Here is a 22418-nt window from a genome sequence, read left to right as displayed (position 1 = left end):
GTTCAGTATGGCACGGGCGCGGCTGCGCACAGCGGAACCGTACGGTGTGTGACGCGGGTCGCAGAGGCGGCGCGAGGCGGCGCCGGCGCCAACCCCGGATCAACTGGTCGCGCGCGGGTCCTGCTGATACACATCCGGCACGCCGTCGTGGTCGGTGTCCGCGGTTTCCAGTTCCTCGACCTGGCGGTAGTGCCGGTTGCGGGCGCGCAGCAGGACGGCAGCCAGCAGGGCGGAGACCAGGGAACCGGCCAGGACGGCCACCTTCGCGTGGTCGTGGTGCTCGGAGCCGAGCGTGAAGCTCAGGTCATTGACCAGCAGCGACACGGTGAAGCCGACGCCGGCCAGCACCGCAACGCCAAGCACATCGATCCACTTCAGTGACGGATCCAGGCTGGCCTTGGTGGACTTTGTCAGCACCCAGGTGGTGAGCATGATGCCCAGCGGCTTGCCGATCACCAGCGCCGCGGCAATGCCGATGGCCACGGAGTCGGTGAAGGTGCGGCTGATGCCTTCCCAACCGCCGAGGGCCACACCGGCCGCGAAGAACGCGAAAACCGGCACCGCGAACCCGGTGGAGAGCGGCCGGAAGCGGTGTTCCAGTTGCTCGGCCAGCCCGGGGCCGGCGTCCGGGCCGCCGTTCTTCTTGCTGCGCAGCACCGGGACCATGAAACCGAGCAGCACCCCGGCGACTGTCGCGTGCACGCCGGAGGAGTGCATCAGTGCCCAGGTGACGATGCCGAGCGGAAGGAGAATGACCCAGGCGGCCAGGTGGTGTTGGGCGAAGAACTTGGGAAACTGATGGGACAGGAACGCGAAGGCGCCCAGCGGGAGCAACATCCACAGCAGGTACGGTACCTGCACGTCTGCGGAGTAGAAGAACGCGATGATGGCGATGGCGATCAGATCGTCCATCACGGCCAGGGTCAGGATAAAAATTCGCAGTGCGCTGGGCAGATGCGAGCTGATCACGGCGAGGACGGCGACGGCGAAGGCGATGTCGGTTGCCGTCGGGATGGCCCAGCCGCGCAAGGCCTCCGGACCAGCGCCCAGGTTCACAATGACGAAGATCAGGGCGGGCACCGCGACGCCGCCGAAGGCCGCGGCGATGGGGACGATGGCGCGGGCGGGGGAGCGGAGGTCGCCCGCGACGAACTCGCGCTTGAGTTCCAGGCCGGTCAGGAAGAAGAAGATCGCCAGCAAACCGTCTGAAGCCCAGTGTCCGATGCTGAGGTTCAGGTGCAGGGCCTCAATGCCCACCTCGAAGTCGCGGATGGCGAAATAGCTCTCGGCTGCGGGCGAGTTGGCCCAGATGAGTGCGGCGACGGTGGCGACCAGCAACAGGATCCCGCCGACCGTTTCCTTGCGCAGCAGCTCGTTGATCCGGAGGAATTCGGGATAGCTGCCTCGGCCCAGGATGGTCTTCTGGCCGGGAGGTGGGGGAGTGGCCATGTATGGCTCCTGACGGTCGGTCGCCCTGAGGGCTCGTTCAATGACTCGACGACCAGACTTCCCGTCACACCGTGTGCCAGTTTACACGCCCGTAGGCCCGTGAGGCGGTGGGCACCCGCTCTCACGGGACCGCGAGGAGGCCGCCGCCGTCGTGATTAAACACGCCCGGGCGCGCAGCCAAGGGGCAGAACCTGCCGTGCCCTTGGCTGCGCGCCCGGGAAAGCCTGCGTGTTCCCTCAGGCGTTGTGGTGGGTGTCGGAACGCCCGATGATTTGCTTGGGAATGAAGAAGGCCAGCGTGAACAGGCCCAGTCCGATGGCGAACGCCGGGATGGGGCCGATGACCGATTCCAGGCTGAAGGCGTACAGGGAACCGAAAAAGATCAGCATGATGACCACGAAGGTGACGAGATTGCTGACCAAGTGTCCCTCGCCCGAATGGGTGCGCTGCTTGGGATGGGCTGCCATGGGGTGTTTCTCCTCAATAGTGCGATGCGGCATCAGTAGCTGCCGGCGGCTTGCTCACCATTAACAATAGCCACTGATGAACTGGCGCCAATTCGTGTTGCGCCGGCCCGGAGCATGGCGCGCGCGTCATCGATGGAGCGCACGCCGCCGGAGGCCTTAACACCGAGCTGCGGCCCGACGGCATCCCGCATCAGCGCAATGTCCTCAGCGGTGGCGCCGCCGCCGCTGAAGCCGGTGGAGGTCTTGACGAAGTCTGCGCCGGCCTCGGCCGCGGCTTCGCAGACCATCCGCTTTTGCTCGTCGGAGAGCAGATGGGTTTCCAGAATGACCTTGAGGATGGCACCGCCGGCATGGACGGCTTCGGCCACGGCTGCTATGTCCGCGAAGACGGTGTCACGGTCATCCGCGCGGGCGGCGGCGATGTTGATCACCATGTCGATCTCGTCCGCACCGTCTAAATTAGCGCCGCGGGCCTCGTAAACCTTCACATCGGTAGGCGTGGCACCGAACGGGAAGCCGATGACCGAACAGGTCTTGACTCCGGAACCCTTGAGTGTGCTGTGCACCAAGGCGGTCCACAGGGGGTTCACGCAGACGGCGGCAAAGCGGTATTTCATCGCCTCCTCGCAGACTGTGAGGATGTCCTCGCGGGAGGCTTCGGGCTTCAGCAGGGTGTGGTCGATGACCGAAGCGATCGACGTCGGGTCGTGATAGGTCTCGCTCGGCGCCGAGCCGGGTGTGCTGTCTTCAGACATGGCCATCCCTTTCGTCTGCTGGGTCCAGGAACATCCATCCTTGCATATCGCAGACAGCTGCCGGGGAGCCGTGCGCACAGCCCCGCCGGGCAGGCGACGCGGGGCCGATACCTGTCAGTGCGTGCCGCCTGTCGGATGGCCGTGTTTTTCGGCCTCGCGTCGGTGTTCCTCGAGCTTGTCCTCGGCGTCCTTCCGCCGGCGAGCGATGGCGCGCTCGTCGTCCGCCGGGCCGTGTTCTTCCGACGCCCTGTGTTCCGGCGTGTCGTCGGGGCTCGGGTGCCTGCCCCGCGAGGCTGGCGGATAGTCCTCGTCGATGGCCATGGCAGCATCGTCCCACAGTTGTGCTTAGCGCAAAAGGTGCTATTCCACCAGTCCGAGGGCTGTGCGGATGTCAGCATTGATCGCATGCAATGCCTGCGCAGCCTCGGCCCGCACGGCCGGCAGTTGCTCCGCCGATGAGACCGGCCGGATGACCTCCAGATAGCACTTGAGCTTGGGCTCGGTACCGCTGGGCCGGATGATCACCCGGGTCTCGTCCCGGCTGAGGAACAACATCCCCTCGGTGGGCGGCAGTGCTTCGCTGCCCAGGGACAAGTCCGTGCGGGCGGCCACCGGGGATCCTGCGAACGACGACGGCGGCTGCTCACGGAGCCGGTCCATCATTGCTGGAATCAGGGCCAGGTTCTCCACCCGGACGCTGAGCTGGTCGGTGGCGTGCAGCCCATACCGCAGGGCCAACTCGTCGAGGGTGTCGAAGACGGTGTGCCCAGAGGCTTGCAGGTCGGCGGCAAGCTCCGCGAGCAGCAGGGCGGCGGACATACCGTCCTTGTCGCGGACCAGATGCGGTGCCACGCAGTAGCCCAAAGCCTCTTCATAGCCATAGACCAAGCCAGGGACGCGGGAAATCCACTTGAAGCCGGTGAGGGTCTCCACGTGCTGGGTGCCCGCATCGGCCGCGATCTTGCCCAACAGCCGGGAAGAGACAATGGAATTGGCGAAGACCCGGCTGCGCCCGGGCGGGCCGTTTTCCGGCGTCAACTGGTCCTGGCCGGCCAAGCGTGCGGCCATGTGCGCGCCGAGCAAGGCACCGACCTCGTCGCCACGAAGCATCCGCCACGTGCCAGTCGACGGATCTTTTGCCGCCAGGGCCGCGCGGTCGGCGTCGGGGTCATTGGCAATGACCAGATCCGCTCCGACTTCCGCCGCTGTCTCCAAGGCCAGATCGATGGCTCCGGCTTCTTCGGGATTGGGGAAGGCTACGGTCGGGAAATCAGGATCCGGATCCGCCTGCGCGGCCACCATCGTGACGTCAGTGAATCCAGCTTGCCCAAAGACGGCCCGCATGGTGGCCCCGCCCACCCCGTGCATGGGAGTGAGCACGATCTTCAGTTTCCGCTGTGGGAACATCTGGGGATCGGCCAGGGCGGTCACGGCTGCCGCGTAGTCGCCGGCGATAGCGTCCGGCAGGACCGTCCAGCCTTCCTCGGCAAGGCTGATCGATTCCAGCTCCGGGCCGTAGTCGATCCGCGCGGCGATTTCGGTGTCGTAGGGTGCCACAATCTGAGCGCCGCGTCCGCCTTCGTCCACGGCACGTCCGCCCAGGTAGACCTTGTAGCCGTTGTCGTTGGCGGGATTGTGGCTGGCGGTGACCATCACGCCCGCTTCGCAGCCCAGCGCCCGGACCGCATACGCCAGCACCGGCGTGGGCAGGGCCGAGGGCATCAGGAAGGTTTCGATGCCGGCGGCGGTGAAGATGGCGGCGGATTCGGCGGCAAAAACGTCAGAGTTCCGGCGCGCGTCGAAGCCGACCACGGCGCGCGGGGTGTATCCGCCGTCGGCGGCGTCCAGCAGGAACCGGGCCAGGCCCGCCGCGGTCCGGCGCACCACCACCCGGTTCATCCGGAAGGGACCCGCGCCCAAGGCAGCCCGCAGCCCGGCCGTGCCGAAGGCGAGCGTGCCGGAAAACCGGTCCGCCAGTTCGGCCCGGGCCGCTGCGGCCTCCGGGCCCTCGCCGTCGGCAGTTGCTACCAAGTCCTGCAATTCCTGCCGGGTCTGCGGGTCCGGGTCGGTCTCCAGCCAGGCCGCGGCAGCGGTCATGAGCTGGTCGGTTGTTGCGGTCATCTCTCTCCCGTTCACAGCTTGGCGACGATGCCGGCCAGCAGCCGAGAGATCCGCGGGCCTGCGGCGTGTCCCGCCTCGATGACCTCGGCGTGGCTGAGCGGGGTGTCGCTGATGCCGGCAGCCAGATTGGTTACCAGTGAGATACCGAACACTTCCATGCCCGCGTGCCGGGCGGCGATGGACTCCAGCGCCGTGGACATGCCGACCAGATCGGCACCGATCCGCTTGGCGTACTGCACCTCCGCCGGCGTCTCGTAGTGGGGGCCGGTGAACTGTGCGTACACACCTTCGTCCAGGCTGGGGTCGACCTCCCGGGCCAGCGCACGGAGCCGCTCCGAATAGAGGTCCGTCAGGTCAACGAACGTAGCCCCTTCCAGCGGTGATGCGGCGGTGAGATTGATGTGGTCGCTGATCAGCACCGGCGTACCCGGTGACCAGGCCGGGTTGAGTCCGCCGCAGCCGTTGGTCACGACCAAGGTCTTGCAGCCGGCCGCCGCGGCGGTGCGGACGCCGTGTACGACGGCGCGCACGCCCTTGCCCTCGTAGTAGTGGGTGCGGGCTCCGAGCACCAGGACACGTTTGCCGTCCGGGGTCAGGACGGACCGGATGGTGCCCACGTGGCCCTCGACGGCGGGGGCGGAGAACCCGGGAATGTCCGCGGCCGGAATCGTATGCGTGGTGTCGCCGATGAGGTCGGCGGCCTCGCCCCAGCCGGAGCCGAGCACCAGCGCCACATCATGGGCGGGAACACCGGTCTGCTGGGCCAGGAAAGCGGCTGCCTCGGCGGCCAGTTCAAAGGGATCTGTAGTCACAGCACCTAACCTACCCGGTGCCCAACTGCTGCTGAAAGCAGAAGGGTTAGCCCCGCCGTCGTCGTGGGCATTGGGGAAGTCCTTAACCGGCCCCGATGCAGCTGCCGCGCTGCCGCCGACCGGCCTTCAGGTTGAGGCCGTAGTGGGCATGCGACACAATGAAGTTCGTGACTAGCCAAATAGATTTCAGTGCCCCGCGTCTAGCGATCCTGGGCGGGGGCCCCGGCGGGTATGAGGCGGCCATGGTGGCCAATTCACTCGGCGCCAAGGTGACCATCATCGAGCGGCAAGGCCTCGGCGGCTCGGCGGTCTTGACCGACGTGGTGCCGTCCAAGACCCTGATCGCCACGGCGGATGCCATGCGGCGGGTGGCCAGCGCCCATGACCTGGGTGTTCGTTTTGATGAGCACTCGAAGGCTGCCTACGCCGATCTGCGTACTGTGAACGACCGGCTGCTCAAGCTGGCCGAGAGCCAGTCGGCGGACATCCACCACGGTCTGGAACGTGCCGGCGTGCGCGTCATTTTGGGCGAGGGCAAGCTGTCCGGGCCGAACGCCATCGTTGTCAGCACCGAATCCGGGACCGAGACGGTGGAAGCCGACGCCATCCTGCTGGCCACCGGCGCGACGCCGCGGGAACTGCCCAGCGCCAAGCCCGACGGCGAACGCATCTTCAACTGGGCCCAGGTCTATAACCTGACCGAGATTCCCGAACACCTGATCGTGGTCGGGTCGGGCGTGACCGGAGCGGAGTTCGCCTCCGCCTATCGGATGCTCGGCACCAGAGTCACCCTGGTCTCCTCGCGTGACCGGGTGCTGCCCGGCGAGGACGCGGACGCCGCCGCGGTGCTCGAAGACGTCTTCGCCCGCAGCGGGATGACGGTGCTGTCCAAGTCCCGCGCCGCGGGGGTGGATCGAACGGACGACGGCGTGCTGGTCACCCTGGCCGACGGGCGCGTGGTCGAGGGCTCGCATTGCCTGCTGGCCGTCGGCGGCGTGCCGAATACCGCCGGGATCGGGCTGGAAGAGGCCGGCGTGGCCTTGACCGAGAGCGGCCACATCAAGGTGGACGGCGTCTCCCGCACCACTGCCTCGAACATCTATGCGGCCGGCGACTGCACCGGCGTACTGGCCTTGGCCTCCGTGGCCGCCATGCAGGGCCGGATCGCCGTGGCGCACCTGCTGGGCGACTACGTCAAGCCGCTGAAGCTCACCCAGGTGGCATCCAATATCTTCACCAGTCCGGAAATCGCCACCGTCGGTGTTACCGAGGAAGATGTCGCCTCCGGCCGGTACCAGGGCGACATCATCAAGCTCTCGCTGAACACCAACGCGCGGGCCAAGATGATGAATGTTTCCGACGGCTTCGTCAAGATCATCGCCCGCCGCGGTTCCGGCACTGTGATCGGGGGAGTGGTGGTGGCCCCGCGGGCCTCCGAGTTGATCTTCCCGATCGCCCTGGCCGTTACGCAGAAGCTGCATGTGGACGACGTCGCAAACACCTTCACGGTGTACCCGTCGCTGACCGGTTCGATTTCCGAGGCCGCTCGACGCCTGCACGTACATCTGTAGGCAGTAGACTGCGCCGTCATTCCGGCATAAAGTGCGCCAAATTATCTGGCTGTGCGACTACAATCACCAATAAGTAGTGATTGAAACGATGAACCAGAGTAGATCAGTTGGGGGACAAGGAATGAGCGAGCAGCGAACTGCCGTCATCGTGGAGGACGACCTGGACATCAGGGAGCTGATCTCGACGGTGCTGTCCAGCTCCGGATTTACGGTTCATACCGCGTCCTCCGGCATGGAAGGCGTTGCCGCGATCAAGCGCCACAATCCGGACGTCGTGACCCTTGATCTCGGCCTGCCGGACATCGACGGATTCGAAGTCGCCCGCCAGGTGCGGCGGTTCAGCGACACGTACATCATCATGTTGACGGCACGCGCCGAAGAGCTGGACACGTTGTTGGGCTTGGAAACCGGTGCCGATGACTACCTGACCAAGCCGTTCCGCCCCCGGGAACTCCGTGCCCGGATCACCGCGATGCTCCGGCGCCCGCGCGCTACCAAGGACAACGACGGCGGTGCCGCCGTGAGCGGCTCGACCCCGTCGGGTGATCTGGCCGTAACCACCGCTGCCCCGGTGCCGGAACCCGTCCTGCAAGGCGCCGGCGTGGGTGGCGGCGGACAAGCCGGCCTGCAGCTGTCGCCCTCCGGCGTGGCCCCGGTTCCGGCTATGGCCGGAGGCGGCGCGGCGCCTGCGGTCGCTGCCGAGGCCAGCGTCGAGCCGATCATGGCCGCGCCCGTCCCGTCCGCTGACGGCGTGCTGGAGCACAACGGGATTGTGGTGGACAGCCGTTCCCGTACGGTCATCCGTTCCGGACGCGAGCTTGACTTAACCCGCAGCGAATTCGACCTGCTCTACGCCTTGATGGAAAGCGGACGGGTGGTGCGGACCAAGGCTGATTTGGTTCGCCGCCTGCGCAACGAACCGTACAACACCGGCGGCTACATTTCAGACTCCGACGAGCGCACCATCGAAGTGCACATGGCCAACCTCCGCCGCAAGCTTGGCGACGATACGAAGGCCCCGCGCTGGATCAAGACAGTCCGCGGAGTGGGATACAGCCTGGCGCCGAGGCGGTAACCGACTACGCCAGGTGGTAGCTGCGCAGCTGTGCCGTCGTCGACATCCCGCAGGCGCGCAGTTCGTCCAGCAGGGTGGCAGCCGCATCGAACAGCTGCCCGTGGACCAGTCCTTCGAGATGCTCTGCCATCCGGCCGAGGCGTCCCGCCCCCACCATGCTGCTGGAGATCTTCAGGCTGAGGATGGCATCCATCGCGTCTTCGGCGTCCCGTGCCAGCACCGCACCAGACACTCTGCCATAACGGTGATCCCACAGCTCCAGATAGTTGTTGATGAAGCGCCGGCGCATGCTGCCGTCGTGGTCGCCGAGATCCGCAGCTAGTTTCTCCAGCACGGAGTCCAGCACCAGCGGAACCTCGGCTGCATTGGCGGTCATGCCGTCGCCTCGGAGCGGGAAGCGGAGGGGCGCCCGGAAATGAACACGAGGCGGTACTCCTTCCAACTGGTTGCGGTATCGAACTACTTCTTATCGTAAGCGATGGCACTGGCCAGCCTGCGCGAGCGATCCCAACCTTGGTAACTCTTGAGCACCAATTGTGCCTGCCGTCGGCTTGCGGTGCATCGAGCGACGCCTGAGCTGCACGGCGTTGCAGCTGCCGCGCGCGCCGGCAGCGGCTACACGTCCCCGGAGGCGAGAAAACTGAGCGAGTCTTTCGGAAACCTCATGCGGACCTTAAGCGACGTCCGCCAAAGTCTTTGTCAGAGGTCACAAGTGAACCAGGCTTGGACCCCGTCTCCGCAAGTCCACCATCCGCTGGGAACGGCAGCCCAGCACCTTGTGCATCGTTCGGAGGGAGTGCTCCGGCAGCGCGAAGTGCTGGGCTGCTGGTTCTCTACCTTCCCAGCCCGGCCCGCCGCAAGGCCTCGGCCATTGCAGTGTTCGCGGAAGCTCCGTTACCCGGCTGACGGTCATTTGCGCTGGGCTTCTTGCCATGGCGGCGGCCGGGCCTGCCCCCACCCGAGCCAGGACGCGAGCCTTCCTTGCGGGCATCTCCGGCACGGCCTGCCTGAGCCGAACCCTGTCGACGCGGCTCACCGGCGGGAACTTCGTCGTCGAGCCGGAGCGTCAGCGAGATGCGCTTCCGCTCCGGGTCGGCCTCCAAGACCTTGACCTTCACCACTTGCCCGGACTTGACCATGTCGTGCGGATTCGAGACGAACTTGTCCGACATGGCGGAAATATGGACCAGCCCGTCCTGATGGACGCCTACATCCACGAAGGCGCCGAAAGCCGCCACGTTGGTCACGGTGCCTTCCAGCACCATGCCCGGCGTCAGGTCTGAAATCTTCTCGACACCGTCGGTGAATGTTGCGGTGGTGAAGTGCGGGCGTGGATCGCGTCCGGGCTTTTCCAACTCGGAGATGATGTCCCGCACGGTCGGAAGGCCGAAGGTCTCGTCGACGAACTGCTGGGGATCCAGCACGGCCAGGGACTGGCCGCCTCGCGCCGCCTCCGTGGCGGTGGTGCCGGCCGCGGCAAGGATCTTCCGGGCAATGCCGTACGCTTCCGGGTGCACGCTGGAAGCATCCAACGGCTCGGTTCCACCGGTGATGCGCAGGAAGCCGGCGCACTGCTCGAAGGCTTTCCCACCCAGCCGCGGGACCTTTTTGAGTTCGGCACGCTTGGCAAACGGACCATTGGCGTTGCGGTAGGCGACGATGTTTTCGCTCAACTGCGAGCCGAGACCCGCCACCTGGGACAGGAGGGACGGCGACGCGGTGTTCAGGTCCACGCCCACTGCATTAACACAGTCCTCGACCACTGCCTTGAGGGACCGCTCCAGCTTGGTGGCGGTGACATCGTGCTGGTACTGCCCGACGCCGATGGACTTGGGGTCAATTTTGACCAGCTCGGCCAGCGGGTCCTGCAGACGGCGGGCGATCGACACCGCACCGCGCAGCGAGACATCCAGTTCGGGCAGTTCCGCCGAGGCCAAAGCCGAGGCGGAATACACGGATGCACCCGCCTCCGAGACCACAAGCTTCTGCAGCTTACGTGTGGACCCCATCAGCTTGATCAGTTCGGTGGCCAGCTTGTCCGTCTCCCGTGAGGCGGTGCCGTTGCCAATGGCGACGAGCTCGACGGCATGCTTGTCGGCCAGCCGGGCCAGCGAGGCCAAAGACTCATCCCACTTCTTGGCCGGAGCATGCGGGTAGATGGTATCGGTGGCCACCACTTTGCCGGTTCCGTCGACGACGGCGACCTTCACTCCGGTGCGCAGCCCGGGATCCAACCCCAGGGTGGCCCGGTTTCCGGCCGGTGCCGCCAGCAGCACGTCCCGGAGGTTGGCGGCGAAGACCCGGACAGCCTCGTCTTCGGCTGCGGTAAACAGCCGCACGCGAAGGTCGATGGCCAGCTTGACCAGGATCCGGCGCCACCCCAGCTGGGCGGTCTGCATCAGCCAGCGGTCTGCCGGCCGACCGCGATCGGCCACGCCCACGCGCGACGCCACCGCGTTCTCAAAGCGCCCGCGCGCCTGCGCGTACTCTTCGGCCTCTGCGGGGTTGCCCTCGCTGATGTCCAGGTTCAGCACGCCTTCCTTCTCGCCGCGCAGCAGCGCCAGCACGCGGTGCGAGGGGAGGCCGGCGGGATCCTGGGCGAAGTCGAAGTAGTCGGCAAACTTTTGCCCGGTTTCCTCCTGGCCCTCGCGGACCTCGGCCCGCACCAGGCCCTGCTTCCACAGCCGTTCCCGCAGTTCCGACACCAGATCGGCATCTTGGCTGATCTGCTCCACCAGGATGGCACGGGCGCCGGCCAGCGCGTCCACCGGCTCGTTGATGGCGTGCTCGGGATTGAGGAATGATGCCGCGGCTGCCAGCGGATCCTGCGAGGGATCCGCCAGCAGGCCTACGGCAAGCGGCTCCAGCCCGGCTTCGCGGGCGATCTGGGCCTTCGTTCGCCGCTTGGACTTGTAGGGCAGGTAAATATCCTCGAGCCGGGCTTTGGTATCCGCCGCGTTGACGGCGGCTTCCAGCTCAGCCGTCAGTTTGCCTTGGGCGGCAATGGCCTCCAGCACGGCGCGACGGCGGTCTTCCAGCTCCCGCAGGTAGCGCAGCCGCTCTTCGAGATCACGCAGCTGGGCGTCGTCCAACGTCCCGGTGGCTTCCTTGCGGTAGCGGGCGATGAACGGGACGGTGGCACCGCCGTCGAGCATTTCCACGGCTGCCTTGACCTGCCAAGTATTGACTCCCAGCTCCTGGGCGAGCTGGGCATAGATCCGCGCGCTGAGGGCGGCCGGATCAAGGGGAGGCAGGGTCGTGAGGAGGGCGGGCTGTTCAAGCGCGGATGTTTCGGTCACCGGTCCATTGTGCCGCATGGGCAGCCTCCCTTACCTGTCGGGATAGTAGAAGGTGTAGTCATCGTAGGGGTCGCGCCAGCGCGATTCGTCCCGGTGGATGCGCCGAACCTTGCCGGCCGGAACCCAGACTGTCCGGGCAGAACCCTGCGCATCGATCCACTTCAGCTGCACGCTGGACCGGTCCCATGAGACCGCCTTGGCGTCCAGGGTCGTGCCGGCCAGTTCCACCTGCACATACGGCTCACGGCAGTAGGGTGCGCGCACGGCCTGAGGGCGGTGGGGGATAGCACCAGGGCCACGAGCGCCGTCGGTCCTGGCATAGCTGCTGGCGGTCGCCACGTCGACTTTGTTCATGGCGGCAGGATCTCAGCTGGCAAGGACAGTCTGAGGACGCACGCGCCATCAGCCCCAAGCTCAGTATGCTGTCCGTGTGCTCCGGGCAGGCGCGCGGGGGCAACGACTGGAGGAGAGCACTGGACGGAAGTGTCGGCGGGGGAAGGAACGGGCATGCTGCATCACATCGGCGCGGCGGCAGGGCGCACCCTGGCCGCTGTCTTTTGGCTGCTCAAAAGGCTGCGGCCCGTGCGGCCTATCCATTCCATCGGTCTCCAACTCGATGGGCAACTGGAGCGGCGGGGATCGGACGTCGCGAGCGGCATACCCTGGCTGGACGAACCAGGCGCCAACGACGTCGTCGCGCGGCTGTCGAGGTCAGTCGGACTGCCGCCGCGTTGTCCCGACATTATCGGGCTGGCCTTGCGGGTCGCCATCGATGGCGAACCTGCCGATATTCTGCTGGCGTCCACCGGCACCTCCCGGGCCGGCCGGTTCCTCCTCTTGCCCCGGCGGAACGTAGCCACGGGGGCCATGACAACGTTGATGCCGTACCGGGGAGCGCACGGCCCGGTCCAACTCGCGGCGCGCCCGCTCCAGCCTCGAGTGCAACTTCCGGCGGATCCGGCTGGATTCATGCGGGCGCTGGGCAGCGAGGACTGGACCCTCGGCCTGTATCACGCCCGGGCGTGGGGGCAGTGGCAACAGATCGCTACCTTGACATTGCGGCCCGACCACAACGGGCGGGACACCACCATCCGGTTCGACCCGGTCCTGCATCGGCTGCCCGGCGTCGCCATGTACGGGTGGATCGAGAAGCTGCGTGAGCCGTCCTACTCGGTGTCCCGCAGGCCGCCGCCCTCAGTGTCCCGACGGCCGCCGCCGCATCGATAGCCGGCCTCTTTGGACCCATCAGCTCGGCGCAGCTGGCCTTCCCATTGCGTCTGCAATCCAGCTCCTAAGCAGCCGGGCGGCAGAGTTGGCGTCCTCCTCGTGCCACCAGTGGCCGGCATCTACTTCGACGACCTTCAGCACGGTCACCCACTGCTCAAGCCCATCCACTAAGCGCGGCGAAAGGAACGGATCCCGGAGGGGGACTATCACCTGCACGGGCGTCCAGCAGTCGGCCGACAGCGCCTGCCGGCGGTGCCAGTTCGCGCGGTACAGGCTGAGGCCGCGGATGCCGTTGTCGCCGATGCTCCGGCCGCTGAGGCGCTCGTAGCGGCGGGTCAGGAGCTTTCACCAAGCCAGTTCCGGAAGGACCGGCAACTGGAACCCGGCAACGTAGGAGCTTCGAATGGCCTGATTGAGTGCCTGTGGCCACAGCGCGGGCCGGCGCACTCGGTGGCGGAACCAGCGACGAAGGTGGCCCAAATCCGGCCCCGAGATGCTGGTGAAACTCAGGATTCGGCCGTCGGCACGGGCGTCCTGGACTGCCGCCCAACCTTGGATCGACCCTCAATCATGGCCCACCATTTGTACCGCCCCGGCGCCGGAGGAACCAATCACCGCGAAAAGATCATCCACTAGGACGGGGAGCCGGAAGGAACTGCGGTGGCGAAGGTCAGTCCGTGAGGCGCCTGCATTTCGCGTGTCATAGGCGATGACGTGGCAATCGGCGCTTAGCTCGGCGGCCAGGGGAGCGAAGACGGAGTGGTCATCGGGATAGCCGTGGACGAGCAGGACGGTTGGCACCCCGGCACCCGACGGCGGACCCCAGTGATAAACGGACAAGGTCGCGCCCGGCCGCACTACCGTCCGGGGCCATTCTTCAGCCATGATCCTGGTTCTCCCTCGGCAGCGTGGTGCGGTTTGGCCAGATGACGGCGGGCACCTCCGGTTCGTGCTGTGGTCAGCACAACAGAACTCGCCGTTCAGCGATTCCTGATGTTCTGCCAGCGTGTAGCGGGGCCCGGTTTGTGACGCACGGCTCTTTACCATAGCCGTCCACATATTGAAACGAATGTCCGGAGTTCGGACGCTCCGGCTTAGAATCTATCCGATATTCATCCGAGCGAAAGCCGTCATTCAATGTCCACACCAGCACCCGTCACCAAGGGGGCACCGGCCGCGCCGGTGAACTCCCGCGGCCGCGTTATAGTCGCCAGCCTCGTCGGCACCTCCATCGAGTTCTATGACTTCTATGTCTATGCCACCGCAGCCGTGCTCGTCTTCCCCGCACTGTTCTTCCCGAACGCCAGCGGCGCCGTCGCACTCTTGAGCTCGTTTGCGGTCTTCGGTGTGGCATTCATTGCCCGCCCGCTGGGATCGATTGTTTTCGGACACTTCGGCGACAAGTATGGCCGCAAGGGCACCTTGGTAGCCTCGCTGCTCACCATGGGCATCGCCACCTTCCTGATCGGCTGCCTGCCCACCGCCCAGGTGGACGGCTGGTCCTTCTGGGCCCCGGCTCTGCTGGTGGTCATGCGCTTCGCCCAGGGCCTCGCCCTCGGCGGCGAATGGAGCGGCGCCGCGCTGCTGGCTACCGAGAACGCGCCGGCCAATAAGCGGGCCATCTACGGAACCTTCCCGCAGCTGGGAGCGCCGATCGGCTTCATCATTGCCAACTCGCTGTTCCTGTTGTTGAGCATCAACCTGACCAACGAGCAGTTCATGGCCTGGGGTTGGCGGATTCCGTTCCTGGCCAGCGCCGTGATGGTGATCATCGGCCTGTGGGTCCGGCTGAAACTGGTGGAAACTCCGGCCTTCCAGAAGGTGGTGGACAAGGGCGAGGTAACTAAGCTGCCGATCGGCCGCGTGTTCAAGACCAGCTGGCGCCAGCTGATCCTGGGGACGTTCATCATGCTGGCCACCTACGTGCTGTTCTATCTGATGACCACCTTCACGCTCTCCTATGGCACCGCTGCGACCAATGCCGAGGACGCGGCAGCCGCGGCCGAGGCCGCCGGAAAGCCGTTCGATCCGGACACCTTTGCCGCCGGTCTGGGCTATGCCCGCAACGACTTCCTGCTGATGCTGATCATCGGTGTGGTGTTCTTCGGAATCTTCACACTGGTGGCTGGTCCGCTGGCAGAGAAGTTCGGCCGGCGGAAGACGCTGATCGCGGTGTCACTGGGCATTGTGGTGTTCGGCTTCCTGTGGGTTCCGCTGTTCGGCGGCGGCTTCGCCGGCACCATGGCGCACCTGATCATCGGGTTCACCCTGATGGGCCTGACCTTCGGGCCGATGGGAGCGATTCTGCCGGAGCTGTTCCCGACCAACGTGCGCTACACCGGTTCCGCCGTGGCCTATAACTTCTCGTCGATTCTCGGCGCCTCCGTGGCTCCGTTCATCGCCGTGGCGCTGTGGCAGGCCGCGGACGGGAGCACCTTCCTGGTGGGCCTGTATCTCAGTGCAGCTGCGGTGCTGACCCTGATCGCCCTGCTGCTGAGCAAGGAGACCAAGGACATGGACTACGAAAACCAGTCCAGCTGACTCTAGTCCGCTGGACACACGGGAGGGCCCGCGGCTGGTTGCCGCGGGCCCTCCTTGCGTGGTGGGATGTGACCTCCCATGGCCCCGCCGCAAGGACCCGGCTCTGGGGTGCCGGACCCCAAGGCTAGGGCCGGTGCCGCCGGAAGGGCGCCTGGGCCGGCAGCGCCACCGGTGCAGAGGTTGTCACGGCACAGCAAAAGCCCGCCGTCCCATGGGGGACGGCGGGCCAGATGCCGCCGAAGGAGCAGATCAAGCGGCCAGAATCAGACGGTGCTGCTCCTCCTGTTCGTGATGAAGCCCCAGATCACCAGCACGATCAGGGCTCCAATGATGGCCCAGATCCACGATGCGAGGCTGAAGAAATCGTTCATATCGACACTCGCCACCATGCCGCCGATCCATCCGCCCAGAAGAGCGCCGATGACGCCCAGTATCAGGGTGGCGATCCAGCCGCCGCCCTGCCGTCCGGGAAGGATCAGCTTGGCGATGGCGCCGGCAATCAATCCAAGCAAGAGGAATGCTAGAAAACCCATGATGTGCATCTCCTTTACGTAGGTGATACTTCATTTCTCCCGGCCAGGCCGGGCCACTGCTCCTTGGTAAGCATCACGCTACAGCATCGACAGCCTGCTTATAAGTTCCCGCGCCCACTTGGCACTAAAACGTGACAGAACTACAACGGCTGATACAGTCAGGCCGGCACAAAGTGCCTCTAGTCTGCGATTGTGGCCAGCACCGCGCCGGCGGAGACGGTGTCCCCGGGCTTGGCGGAAAGCCCCGAGATCGTCCCGGCCTTGTGCGCCGTGAGCGGCTGTTCCATCTTCATCGCCTCGAGTACGACGACGAGATCGCCTTCAGCGACCGTGTCGCCTTCGGCTACGGCAACTTTCACAATCGTGCCCTGCATGGGCGAGGCCAGACCGTCACCGCTTGCCGCGGCACCGGCCGCCGCGCCGGAACGCCCGCGGGCGCGCTTGGGCTTGCCATTGGACTTGGCCGCAGATCCCGTGCCCGAGCCGAGGCCGGCCGGAAGCACGACTTCCAGCCGCTTGCCCCCGACCTCGACGGTCACGCGCTGGCGCTCACCGTCCTCGTCGGCCGAGGCGGCCGGAGCGGACTGGAAGGCAGGAATGTCGTTGAGGAACTCGGTCTCGATCCAGCGGGTGTGGATACTGAAGGGCCCTTCCTCGGGGGCAAACGCCGGGTCCGCCACCACGGCGCGGTGGAACGGCAGCACGGTAGGCATGCCGCCGATTTCCATCTCGTCCAGTGCCCGCCGGGCCCGCTCCAGGGCCTGGGTGCGGGTGCTGCCGGTGATGATCAGCTTGGCCAGCATGGAGTCAAAGTTTCCGCCGACGACCTCGCCTGCCTCAATCCCTGAATCCACCCGGACGCCGGGGCCGGTGGGGAGGTGCAGTGTCTCGACCACGCCCGGGGCCGGCATGAAGTTGCGGCCGGCGTCTTCGCCGTTGATGCGGAATTCAAACGAGTGGCCGCGCACTTCGGGGTCGTCGTAGCCAAGCTCTTCGCCGCAGGCCAGACGGAATTGTTCGCGGACCAGATCAATGCCGGTGACTTCTTCCGAGACCGGGTGCTCAACCTGCAGGCGGGTGTTGACCTCCAGAAAGGAAATCGTGCCGTCCTGGCCGACCAGGAATTCGCACGTGCCGGCGCCTTGGTACTTGGCCTCGCGCAAGATCGCTTTGGACGCTGTGTAGAGGCGTTCGTTTTGCTCAGGGGACAGGAAGGGAGCAGGGGCTTCCTCCACGAGTTTCTGGTTGCGCCGCTGCAGCGAGCAGTCGCGGGTGGACACAACCACCACATTGCCCTGCGCATCCGCGAGGCACTGGGTTTCCACGTGGCGCGGAGCGTCCAGGAAGCGTTCCACGAAACATTCGCCGCGGCCAAACGCTGCCGTGGCTTCGCGTACCGCCGATTCGTACGACTCGGCGATCGACTGGCGGTCGCGGACCACCTTGATGCCGCGGCCGCCGCCGCCGTACGCGGCCTTGATGGCCAGCGGCAGGCCATGGGTATCGGCGAAATCGAGCACTTCCTGCACGCTCGCCACCGGATCTGGAGTGCCGGGCACCAGGGGAGCGCCGACCCGTTCGGCGATGTGCCGTGCCTGGACTTTGTCGCCCAGCTGGGAGATGGCGTCGGGGGAGGGTCCGATCCAGGTCAGGCCGGCGTCGAGGACCCGCTGGGCGAACTCGGCGTTTTCCGACAGGAAGCCGTAGCCGGGGTGGACCGCGTCGGCGCCGGCAGCCTGGGCCACCTGCAGGAGCTTGTCCATCACCAGATAGGATTCGGCGGCGGTGTTGCCGCCGAGTGCGAAGGCTTCGTCCGCCAGCCGGACATGCAGGGCATCCCGGTCCGGATCGGCATAGACGGCGACCGAGGCAATGCCTTCGTCGCGGGCCGCGCGAACTATGCGGACGGCAATTTCACCACGGTTGGCGATCAGTACCTTGGTGATGCGCTGGGTCATTCAAAGCTCCTTCTATCCTTGAGGAGCCTAGCCTGCTTTTGCGGGAATCGCTCATGAATCATGCCGTTTGTGCGTGTGCAAGGACTGTTCTTTGTAGGACTCCTACAAAACCGTTGGTGGGTCAGTTCCAGAGGTCGGTGATCTGCACGTTGGCGTTGGCCAGCAGTCGGCGCAAGGTGGAGACGGACAGCCCGACGACGGCATGCGGGTCGCCGTCGACCCGCTCGATGAAGGCGCCGCCCAGCGAGTCGATGGTGAAGGAACCGGCCACGTGGAGGGGTTCGCCGGTGGCCACGTAAGCGTCGATCTCGGCGTCGGAAAGCTGGGCGAAATGCACCGCAGCGGAGGCGACCGCGCCCACGGTGGCACCCGATCCGGCGTCGTGGTTTTCTGGGTCTCCGGCATCAAAGGCAGTCGCGTCAAAGGCAGTCGCGCGGCAGTCCACCAGCCAGTGGCCGGTGTGCAGCACACCGTGCCGGCCGCTCATCTTGCGCAAGCGTGCGCGGGCGACCTCCGGCTCGTGCGGTTTGCCGTACGGTTCGCCGTCGAGCTCAAACACCGAGTCGCAACCGAGCACCAGGGCGCCGTCGGCGTCGGGAAGCGCGGCCACCGCTTCGGCCTTGGCCCGCGCCAGCAGCAGTGCGGTGTCGTGCGGGTCCGTGACCCCGTAGCTGGCCGTGACGGCGTCTTCGTCCACCTCCGAGACCAGGACCTGGTGCGCAATACCGGCTTCGGTCAGGAGCTTGGTGCGGGCGGGGGATGCGGAGGCGAGAATCAGGCGAAGGTCGGTCACTCGACCAAGCCTATCCGCTGCCGGAAAGCCAACCTTGCTTAGCCTGTTTCCGCCCTGTGACCTGAGCGTAAAGAACCGCCGCCGTTCTCCGCTGTACCGGTTGCCTGACCGTACGATTTCTCGCGGGAGCTTTCTCCCGCCGGAGAGTACGCCCCCGCCCGGGGCGGACGGGACCCGGCACAGGTAAGGGCCGGTGCACCGTTGGGGGATGCATCGGCCCTCCTGTTTGTCCGGGCCTGCCGGGCTGGGGCAAAATCAGGCGGCCGGAACCGGATCCTCGCCCAGCAGCGCGCGCCGCAGGGTGTCCAGCCCGACGGAGCCGATGTTCAGCGCCTGGCTGTGGAAAGCCTTGATGTCGAACGCGGCGCCCTCACGGCGCCGCCGCTCATCGCGGATCTCCTCCCAGAGCTTCTGGCCCAGCTTGTAGGACGGGGCCTGGCCCGGCCAGCCGAGGTAGCGGGTGAACTCAAAGTCCAACTGGCCCTTGCTGATCGCAATGTTCCGGTGCAGGAACTCGTAGCCCTTCTCCGGAGTCCAGGTTCCGGATCCCCAGCGTTCGGGGACTTCAAGCTCCAGGTGGACTCCGATGTCGAACACCACGCGGGCCGCCCGCATCCGCTGCGCGTCGAGCATGCCCATCCGGTCGCCCGGGTCGGCCAAGTAGCCCAGTTCGTCCATGAGGCGTTCGGCGTACAGGGCCCAGCCCTCGCCGTGGCCAGAGACCCAGCAGATGTTCCGCCGCCAGTTGTTCAACAGCTCGCGGCGGTAGGTCGCCGTCGCAATCTGGAGGTGATGGCCGGGAACGCCCTCATGGTAGACCGTGGTGGTTTCTTTCCACGTGGTGAAGCTGTCCTCGCCCTCCGGCACGGACCACCACATGCGGCCGGGCCGGGCGAAGTCGTCGCTCGGGCCGGTGTAGTAGATGCCGCCTTCTTGGGTCGGCGCGATCATGCACTCCAGCCGGCGCATCGGCTCGTAAATCTCGAAGTGCCCGGACAGCTCGTCCACGGCCTTGTCGGACAGGTCCTGCATCCACGCCTGCAGTTCATCCGTGCCGTGCAGCTGCCGCTTCGGGTCAGCATCCAGCAAGGCCGTCGCTTCTTCGATGCTGGCACCGGGCCGAATCTGCTCGGCGACCGCTTCCTGCTCCGCGATGATCCTGTCCAGCTCCGCGACGCCCCAGGCGTAGGTGGCCTCCAGATCCACCGCGGAACCCAGGAACCGGCGCGACATCAGCGCGTAGCGTTCGCGGCCGACGGCGTCCTTCTCCGGTGCGGCCGGCAGCAACTCGGTTTCCAGCACGGCGGCAAGTTGGCCGTAGGCAGTTGCCGCGGCCTCGGCGGCCGCAGCCAGCCTGTCGCGCAGGTCCTGGGACAGCTCGCCCTCTTCGACCGCGGCCTGCCCGGCCAGCGTCCGGAAGAAACCATCCTCGGCGGCATACGTTCCGGTCTGCTCCATCACAATGCGCACCTGCCGCTTGGCAGCGACCAGCCCGCGGTCCTTGGCCTCGCGGAGGGAGGACACGTAGCCGGCGATTGCATCGGGGACGTTGGCCATCCGGCCGGCAATGTTGTTCCAGTCCTCAACGGTGCTGGTGGGCATCAGGTCGAAGATGGCGCGGATGTCCTGGGGCGGCGAGGCGATGTTGTTCAGGTCTGCCAGGTTCCAGCCGGTCTCGTGGATCTCCAGTTCGAGGCCCAGCCGCTCATGCATAGCGTCCAGCGTGACTCGGTCCACGTCGTCGGTGGGTTCCAGGTCCTCTAGCCGCCGCAGGGCTTCCCGGGTAACCTCGGCGAAGGCCTCCGCGCCGGCCGGCGAGAAGTCGGGATACTCGGTCTCGTGTCCGGGGATGCCGAGGGAGGTTGCCAGCGATGGATCCAGCTCCAGCAGGGCTGCCGTGTAGGCGTCCGCCACGGCGTCGATGGCGGACGGAATACGCCCGGGCGCGGGGGTCTTGGTCAGTTCAGATGTCTGCTCAGTCACACCGAGAGCCTATCGTCAACCAGTTGCCTGGGGCCACGTAACCCTGCGGCCGTGGTCTTGTGGCGCCTCGAACCACGGTCTGCCCTCAGTTGTCATCGGATCGTAGCCGGCTGCATCTGGCCCCCAACCTCGCCACCGCCTAGGTTGGGGTCAACAGTCAGGAGGACAGGGTGCGAAGAAGGACGACGGCGGCGCTTGCCGCACTGGGGTTGGCTCCGGTCGTGATGCTCGGCGGCTGCGCGGCGCCGCCCGAACTGCTCAGAGCCGACGGCGTGGCCAGGGCTGACGCGGCAGCAGGAGAGTTTCCGGCCGAAATCGACGCCTTGCGGCGATCTGCCTTCACGCTGGGGGCGGCCATGCTCGCGGCGGCACCGGAGAAGAACCAAGTCACCGGCCCGGTGAGCCTGCTCTACGCCGTGGCGATGCTCCGTGCCGGCACCGGCAGCACTACCGCGGACGAGATGGACAAGGTCCTGGGCCTGCCGGAGCAAAACCTGGACGCTGCCTTGAACTCCTTGCTGGCCCAGTGGGAAGAATTCGACGGCGACCCTGGCTCGGTCGATGAGGACGAGCCGCCCGTCCGGCCGCTGATGCATCTAGCCAACGGCGTCTTCGTGGACGCACAGACGCCGACCGGCGAGGGCTACCTGCACACTCTGGCAGAGCAGTATGGCTCCGGCGTCTACCCGTTGGACTATTCCGATCCATCGACCAAACAGGCCATGGATGCCTGGGTGGACCACCACACCGGCGGCCGGATCACCGAGGCGCCCGGTGGTTATCACCCCGACAACACGCTGACCCTGCTGAACGCGGTGTACTTCGCGGCTGCCTGGGAGCAACCGTTTGATCCGTCGGCCACGGAGGACGCAGATTTCACTATCGCATCGGGGGAGAGGGTTTCCGTACCCATGATGGGAAACCTGGTCCAGGCGGCCTACGCACGCGGGAAGGGCTGGCAAGGCATGGACCTGCCCTATGTGGACGGGTTCGTCATGCGGCTCATCCTGCCCGACGGCGGCAACCCCGTGATGGACCAGACCGGACTGGTGGAGGTGGCAACCGTCATGGACAGCGCCGACGACGCCATGGTCGTTCTTGAGCTGCCCCGCTGGAACCACACGCACCAGCAGGATCTGCTGCCGATCCTGATCCGACTCGGACTCGACGAGACCTTTGGCCCTGCGCCCGACTTGGCGGCCATCCAGCAGGACGCCTCGGTGACCAGTGCGGCCCAGCAGGCCAATATCACCGTCGGTGAAAAGGGAACGATCGCCGCGGCCGTGACCCAGCTGGATGTGATGGCCGGTTCGCTGCCGCCGCAGCCCGACGTCGAGCTTTCGTTCGATCGGCCCTTCCTCTACCAAATCATCCACCTGTCCACGGGCTTTCCGCTCTTCCTCGGCACGGTGATGGATCCGCGCTGATCAGCGAAACGAAGGGGGACACCATGGCCGTGACGGAAGTGATTCCGTACCTGTACTACGAGGGTGCCGACGCTGCGCTGGACTGGATGGAGCAGGTGCTCGGTTTCGGCCCGGCCACGCGCTGGCGCAACGCCGACGGGGTCACGGAGGAAGCGGAGCTTGTGGCAGGAAGCAGCCGGATCGCCGTCTGCGGGCGTGCCGCCGACCCGGGCAACGGCGGCGGACTGCTGCTCATCGTGCACGTGGACGACGTCGATGCTCAGTATCGGCGCGTGCGGGACGCGGTGGACGTGGATGTGGAACCGCCGGCGGACCAGCCCTACGGCCCGCGGACCTTTACGGTCACGGACCCTTGGGGCTACCAATGGAACTTCTGGCAGGGCGAGGCCATCCCGCCGTCGGAGTGA

20 protein-coding genes are annotated in these 22418 nt (G+C 66.3%); 6 read left to right on the top strand and 14 right to left on the bottom strand.

What is annotated here, in order from left to right; genetic code table 11:
• Positions 1-99: 99 nt before the first annotated feature.
• From nhaA to AC5RWT_RS03145, 6 genes are all read right to left on the bottom strand, one after another.
• On the bottom strand, positions 100-1449 hold the full coding sequence (gene nhaA / locus AC5RWT_RS03170) for a Na+/H+ antiporter NhaA (protein ID WP_494044678.1): 1350 nt from the start codon (positions 1447-1449) through the stop codon (positions 100-102).
• Positions 1450-1685: 236 nt separating this feature from the next.
• A complete protein-coding gene (locus tag AC5RWT_RS03165; protein ID WP_494079101.1) occupies positions 1686-1916 on the bottom strand; it encodes a hypothetical protein in 231 nt (76 codons plus the stop codon).
• Positions 1917-1948: 32 nt separating this feature from the next.
• On the bottom strand, positions 1949-2671 hold the full coding sequence (deoC, locus tag AC5RWT_RS03160) for a deoxyribose-phosphate aldolase (RefSeq protein ID WP_494079100.1): 723 nt from the start codon (positions 2669-2671) through the stop codon (positions 1949-1951).
• A 114-nt stretch (positions 2672-2785) separates the two neighbouring features.
• Positions 2786-2992 (bottom strand): hypothetical protein, encoded by a 207-nt coding sequence (locus AC5RWT_RS03155; protein WP_494044681.1) that lies wholly within the window; start codon positions 2990-2992, stop codon positions 2786-2788.
• Positions 2993-3031: 39 nt separating this feature from the next.
• Positions 3032-4792, bottom strand: a complete 1761-nt coding sequence (locus tag AC5RWT_RS03150) for a phospho-sugar mutase (protein ID WP_494079099.1) — start codon at positions 4790-4792, stop codon at positions 3032-3034.
• A gap of 11 nt (positions 4793-4803) precedes the next feature.
• Complete coding sequence (locus AC5RWT_RS03145; protein ID WP_494044682.1) at positions 4804-5604, bottom strand: purine-nucleoside phosphorylase; 801 nt, start codon at positions 5602-5604, stop codon at positions 4804-4806.
• Between the two features lie 167 nt (positions 5605-5771).
• Between AC5RWT_RS03145 and AC5RWT_RS03140 the strand changes: the two genes are divergently transcribed.
• Positions 5772-7175 (top strand): NAD(P)H-quinone dehydrogenase, encoded by a 1404-nt coding sequence (locus tag AC5RWT_RS03140; RefSeq protein WP_494079098.1) that lies wholly within the window; start codon positions 5772-5774, stop codon positions 7173-7175.
• A gap of 121 nt (positions 7176-7296) precedes the next feature.
• Positions 7297-8250: a response regulator transcription factor gene (locus AC5RWT_RS03135; protein WP_494079097.1), complete on the top strand. Its 954-nt coding sequence runs from the start codon at positions 7297-7299 to the stop codon at positions 8248-8250.
• 4 nt (positions 8251-8254) lie between these two features.
• On the opposite strand, the gene AC5RWT_RS03130 is transcribed toward AC5RWT_RS03135, so the two are convergent.
• The 3 genes from AC5RWT_RS03130 to AC5RWT_RS03120 all read right to left on the bottom strand — a co-directional run bounded on the left by AC5RWT_RS03130 (position 8255) and on the right by AC5RWT_RS03120 (position 11903).
• Positions 8255-8626, bottom strand: coding sequence for a hypothetical protein (locus AC5RWT_RS03130; RefSeq protein WP_494079096.1), 372 nt, complete (start codon positions 8624-8626; stop codon positions 8255-8257).
• A 457-nt stretch (positions 8627-9083) separates the two neighbouring features.
• A complete protein-coding gene (locus tag AC5RWT_RS03125; RefSeq protein ID WP_494079095.1) occupies positions 9084-11567 on the bottom strand; it encodes a Tex family protein in 2484 nt (827 codons plus the stop codon).
• Between the two features lie 12 nt (positions 11568-11579).
• Positions 11580-11903 (bottom strand): hypothetical protein, encoded by a 324-nt coding sequence (locus AC5RWT_RS03120; RefSeq protein ID WP_494079094.1) that lies wholly within the window; start codon positions 11901-11903, stop codon positions 11580-11582.
• A gap of 153 nt (positions 11904-12056) precedes the next feature.
• Here AC5RWT_RS03120 and AC5RWT_RS03115 point away from each other — a divergent pair, with 153 nt between their 5' ends.
• On the top strand, positions 12057-12776 hold the full coding sequence (locus AC5RWT_RS03115; RefSeq protein WP_494079093.1) for a hypothetical protein: 720 nt from the start codon (positions 12057-12059) through the stop codon (positions 12774-12776).
• A gap of 564 nt (positions 12777-13340) precedes the next feature.
• Here AC5RWT_RS03115 and AC5RWT_RS03110 read toward each other — a convergent pair.
• Positions 13341-13661: an alpha/beta fold hydrolase gene (locus AC5RWT_RS03110; protein ID WP_494079092.1), complete on the bottom strand. Its 321-nt coding sequence runs from the start codon at positions 13659-13661 to the stop codon at positions 13341-13343.
• A 252-nt stretch (positions 13662-13913) separates the two neighbouring features.
• Between AC5RWT_RS03110 and AC5RWT_RS03105 the strand changes: the two genes are divergently transcribed.
• Positions 13914-15317 (top strand): MFS transporter, encoded by a 1404-nt coding sequence (locus tag AC5RWT_RS03105; protein ID WP_494044689.1) that lies wholly within the window; start codon positions 13914-13916, stop codon positions 15315-15317.
• A gap of 263 nt (positions 15318-15580) precedes the next feature.
• On the opposite strand, the gene AC5RWT_RS03100 is transcribed toward AC5RWT_RS03105, so the two are convergent.
• From AC5RWT_RS03100 to AC5RWT_RS03085, 4 genes are all read right to left on the bottom strand, one after another.
• A complete protein-coding gene (locus tag AC5RWT_RS03100; RefSeq protein ID WP_493941228.1) occupies positions 15581-15850 on the bottom strand; it encodes a GlsB/YeaQ/YmgE family stress response membrane protein in 270 nt (89 codons plus the stop codon).
• Between the two features lie 179 nt (positions 15851-16029).
• Positions 16030-17808 carry an acetyl/propionyl/methylcrotonyl-CoA carboxylase subunit alpha gene (locus AC5RWT_RS03095; RefSeq protein WP_494079091.1) on the bottom strand — a complete coding sequence of 593 codons (1779 nt, stop codon included), beginning with the start codon at positions 17806-17808 and terminating at the stop codon, positions 16030-16032.
• Positions 17809-17929: 121 nt separating this feature from the next.
• Complete coding sequence (locus AC5RWT_RS03090; RefSeq protein ID WP_494079090.1) at positions 17930-18601, bottom strand: Maf family protein; 672 nt, start codon at positions 18599-18601, stop codon at positions 17930-17932.
• Positions 18602-18856: 255 nt separating this feature from the next.
• The gene (locus AC5RWT_RS03085; protein WP_494079089.1) at positions 18857-20584 is read right to left on the bottom strand and encodes a DUF885 domain-containing protein; all 1728 of its coding nucleotides are present in this window, start codon (positions 20582-20584) and stop codon (positions 18857-18859) included.
• Positions 20585-20754: 170 nt separating this feature from the next.
• Here AC5RWT_RS03085 and AC5RWT_RS03080 point away from each other — a divergent pair, with 170 nt between their 5' ends.
• Together AC5RWT_RS03080 and AC5RWT_RS03075 are read left to right on the top strand one after the other, a co-directional pair.
• Complete coding sequence (locus AC5RWT_RS03080; RefSeq protein ID WP_494079088.1) at positions 20755-22011, top strand: serpin family protein; 1257 nt, start codon at positions 20755-20757, stop codon at positions 22009-22011.
• A 23-nt stretch (positions 22012-22034) separates the two neighbouring features.
• A complete protein-coding gene (locus AC5RWT_RS03075) occupies positions 22035-22418 on the top strand; it encodes a VOC family protein (RefSeq protein WP_494079087.1) in 384 nt (127 codons plus the stop codon).

The sequence above is a fragment of the Arthrobacter sp. Dra40 genome (assembly GCF_059091905.1).
The sequence above is the reverse complement of the archived record's forward strand: the minus strand, read 5'-3'. Positions and strand labels throughout refer to the sequence as shown.

What these genes read in the sequence shown, in the direction of transcription:
- nhaA (WP_494044678.1), bottom strand. Translation starts at nt 1,449, where the DNA reads ATGGCCACTCCCCCACCTCCCGGCCAGAAGACCATCCTGGGCCGAGGC.
- AC5RWT_RS03165 (WP_494079101.1), bottom strand. Translation starts at nt 1,916, where the DNA reads ATGGCAGCCCATCCCAAGCAGCGCACCCATTCGGGCGAGGGACACTTG.
- deoC (WP_494079100.1), bottom strand. Translation starts at nt 2,671, where the DNA reads ATGTCTGAAGACAGCACACCCGGCTCGGCGCCGAGCGAGACCTATCAC.
- AC5RWT_RS03155 (WP_494044681.1), bottom strand. Translation starts at nt 2,992, where the DNA reads ATGGCCATCGACGAGGACTATCCGCCAGCCTCGCGGGGCAGGCACCCG.
- AC5RWT_RS03150 (WP_494079099.1), bottom strand. Translation starts at nt 4,792, where the DNA reads ATGACCGCAACAACCGACCAGCTCATGACCGCTGCCGCGGCCTGGCTG.
- AC5RWT_RS03135 (WP_494079097.1), top strand. Translation starts at nt 7,297, where the DNA reads ATGAGCGAGCAGCGAACTGCCGTCATCGTGGAGGACGACCTGGACATC.
- AC5RWT_RS03130 (WP_494079096.1), bottom strand. Translation starts at nt 8,626, where the DNA reads ATGACCGCCAATGCAGCCGAGGTTCCGCTGGTGCTGGACTCCGTGCTG.
- AC5RWT_RS03125 (WP_494079095.1), bottom strand. Translation starts at nt 11,567, where the DNA reads ATGCGGCACAATGGACCGGTGACCGAAACATCCGCGCTTGAACAGCCC.
- AC5RWT_RS03120 (WP_494079094.1), bottom strand. Translation starts at nt 11,903, where the DNA reads ATGAACAAAGTCGACGTGGCGACCGCCAGCAGCTATGCCAGGACCGAC.
- AC5RWT_RS03115 (WP_494079093.1), top strand. Translation starts at nt 12,057, where the DNA reads ATGCTGCATCACATCGGCGCGGCGGCAGGGCGCACCCTGGCCGCTGTC.
- AC5RWT_RS03110 (WP_494079092.1), bottom strand. Translation starts at nt 13,661, where the DNA reads ATGGCTGAAGAATGGCCCCGGACGGTAGTGCGGCCGGGCGCGACCTTG.
- AC5RWT_RS03105 (WP_494044689.1), top strand. Translation starts at nt 13,914, where the DNA reads ATGTCCACACCAGCACCCGTCACCAAGGGGGCACCGGCCGCGCCGGTG.
- AC5RWT_RS03100 (WP_493941228.1), bottom strand. Translation starts at nt 15,850, where the DNA reads ATGGGTTTTCTAGCATTCCTCTTGCTTGGATTGATTGCCGGCGCCATC.
- AC5RWT_RS03095 (WP_494079091.1), bottom strand. Translation starts at nt 17,808, where the DNA reads ATGACCCAGCGCATCACCAAGGTACTGATCGCCAACCGTGGTGAAATT.
- AC5RWT_RS03075 (WP_494079087.1), top strand. Translation starts at nt 22,035, where the DNA reads ATGGCCGTGACGGAAGTGATTCCGTACCTGTACTACGAGGGTGCCGAC.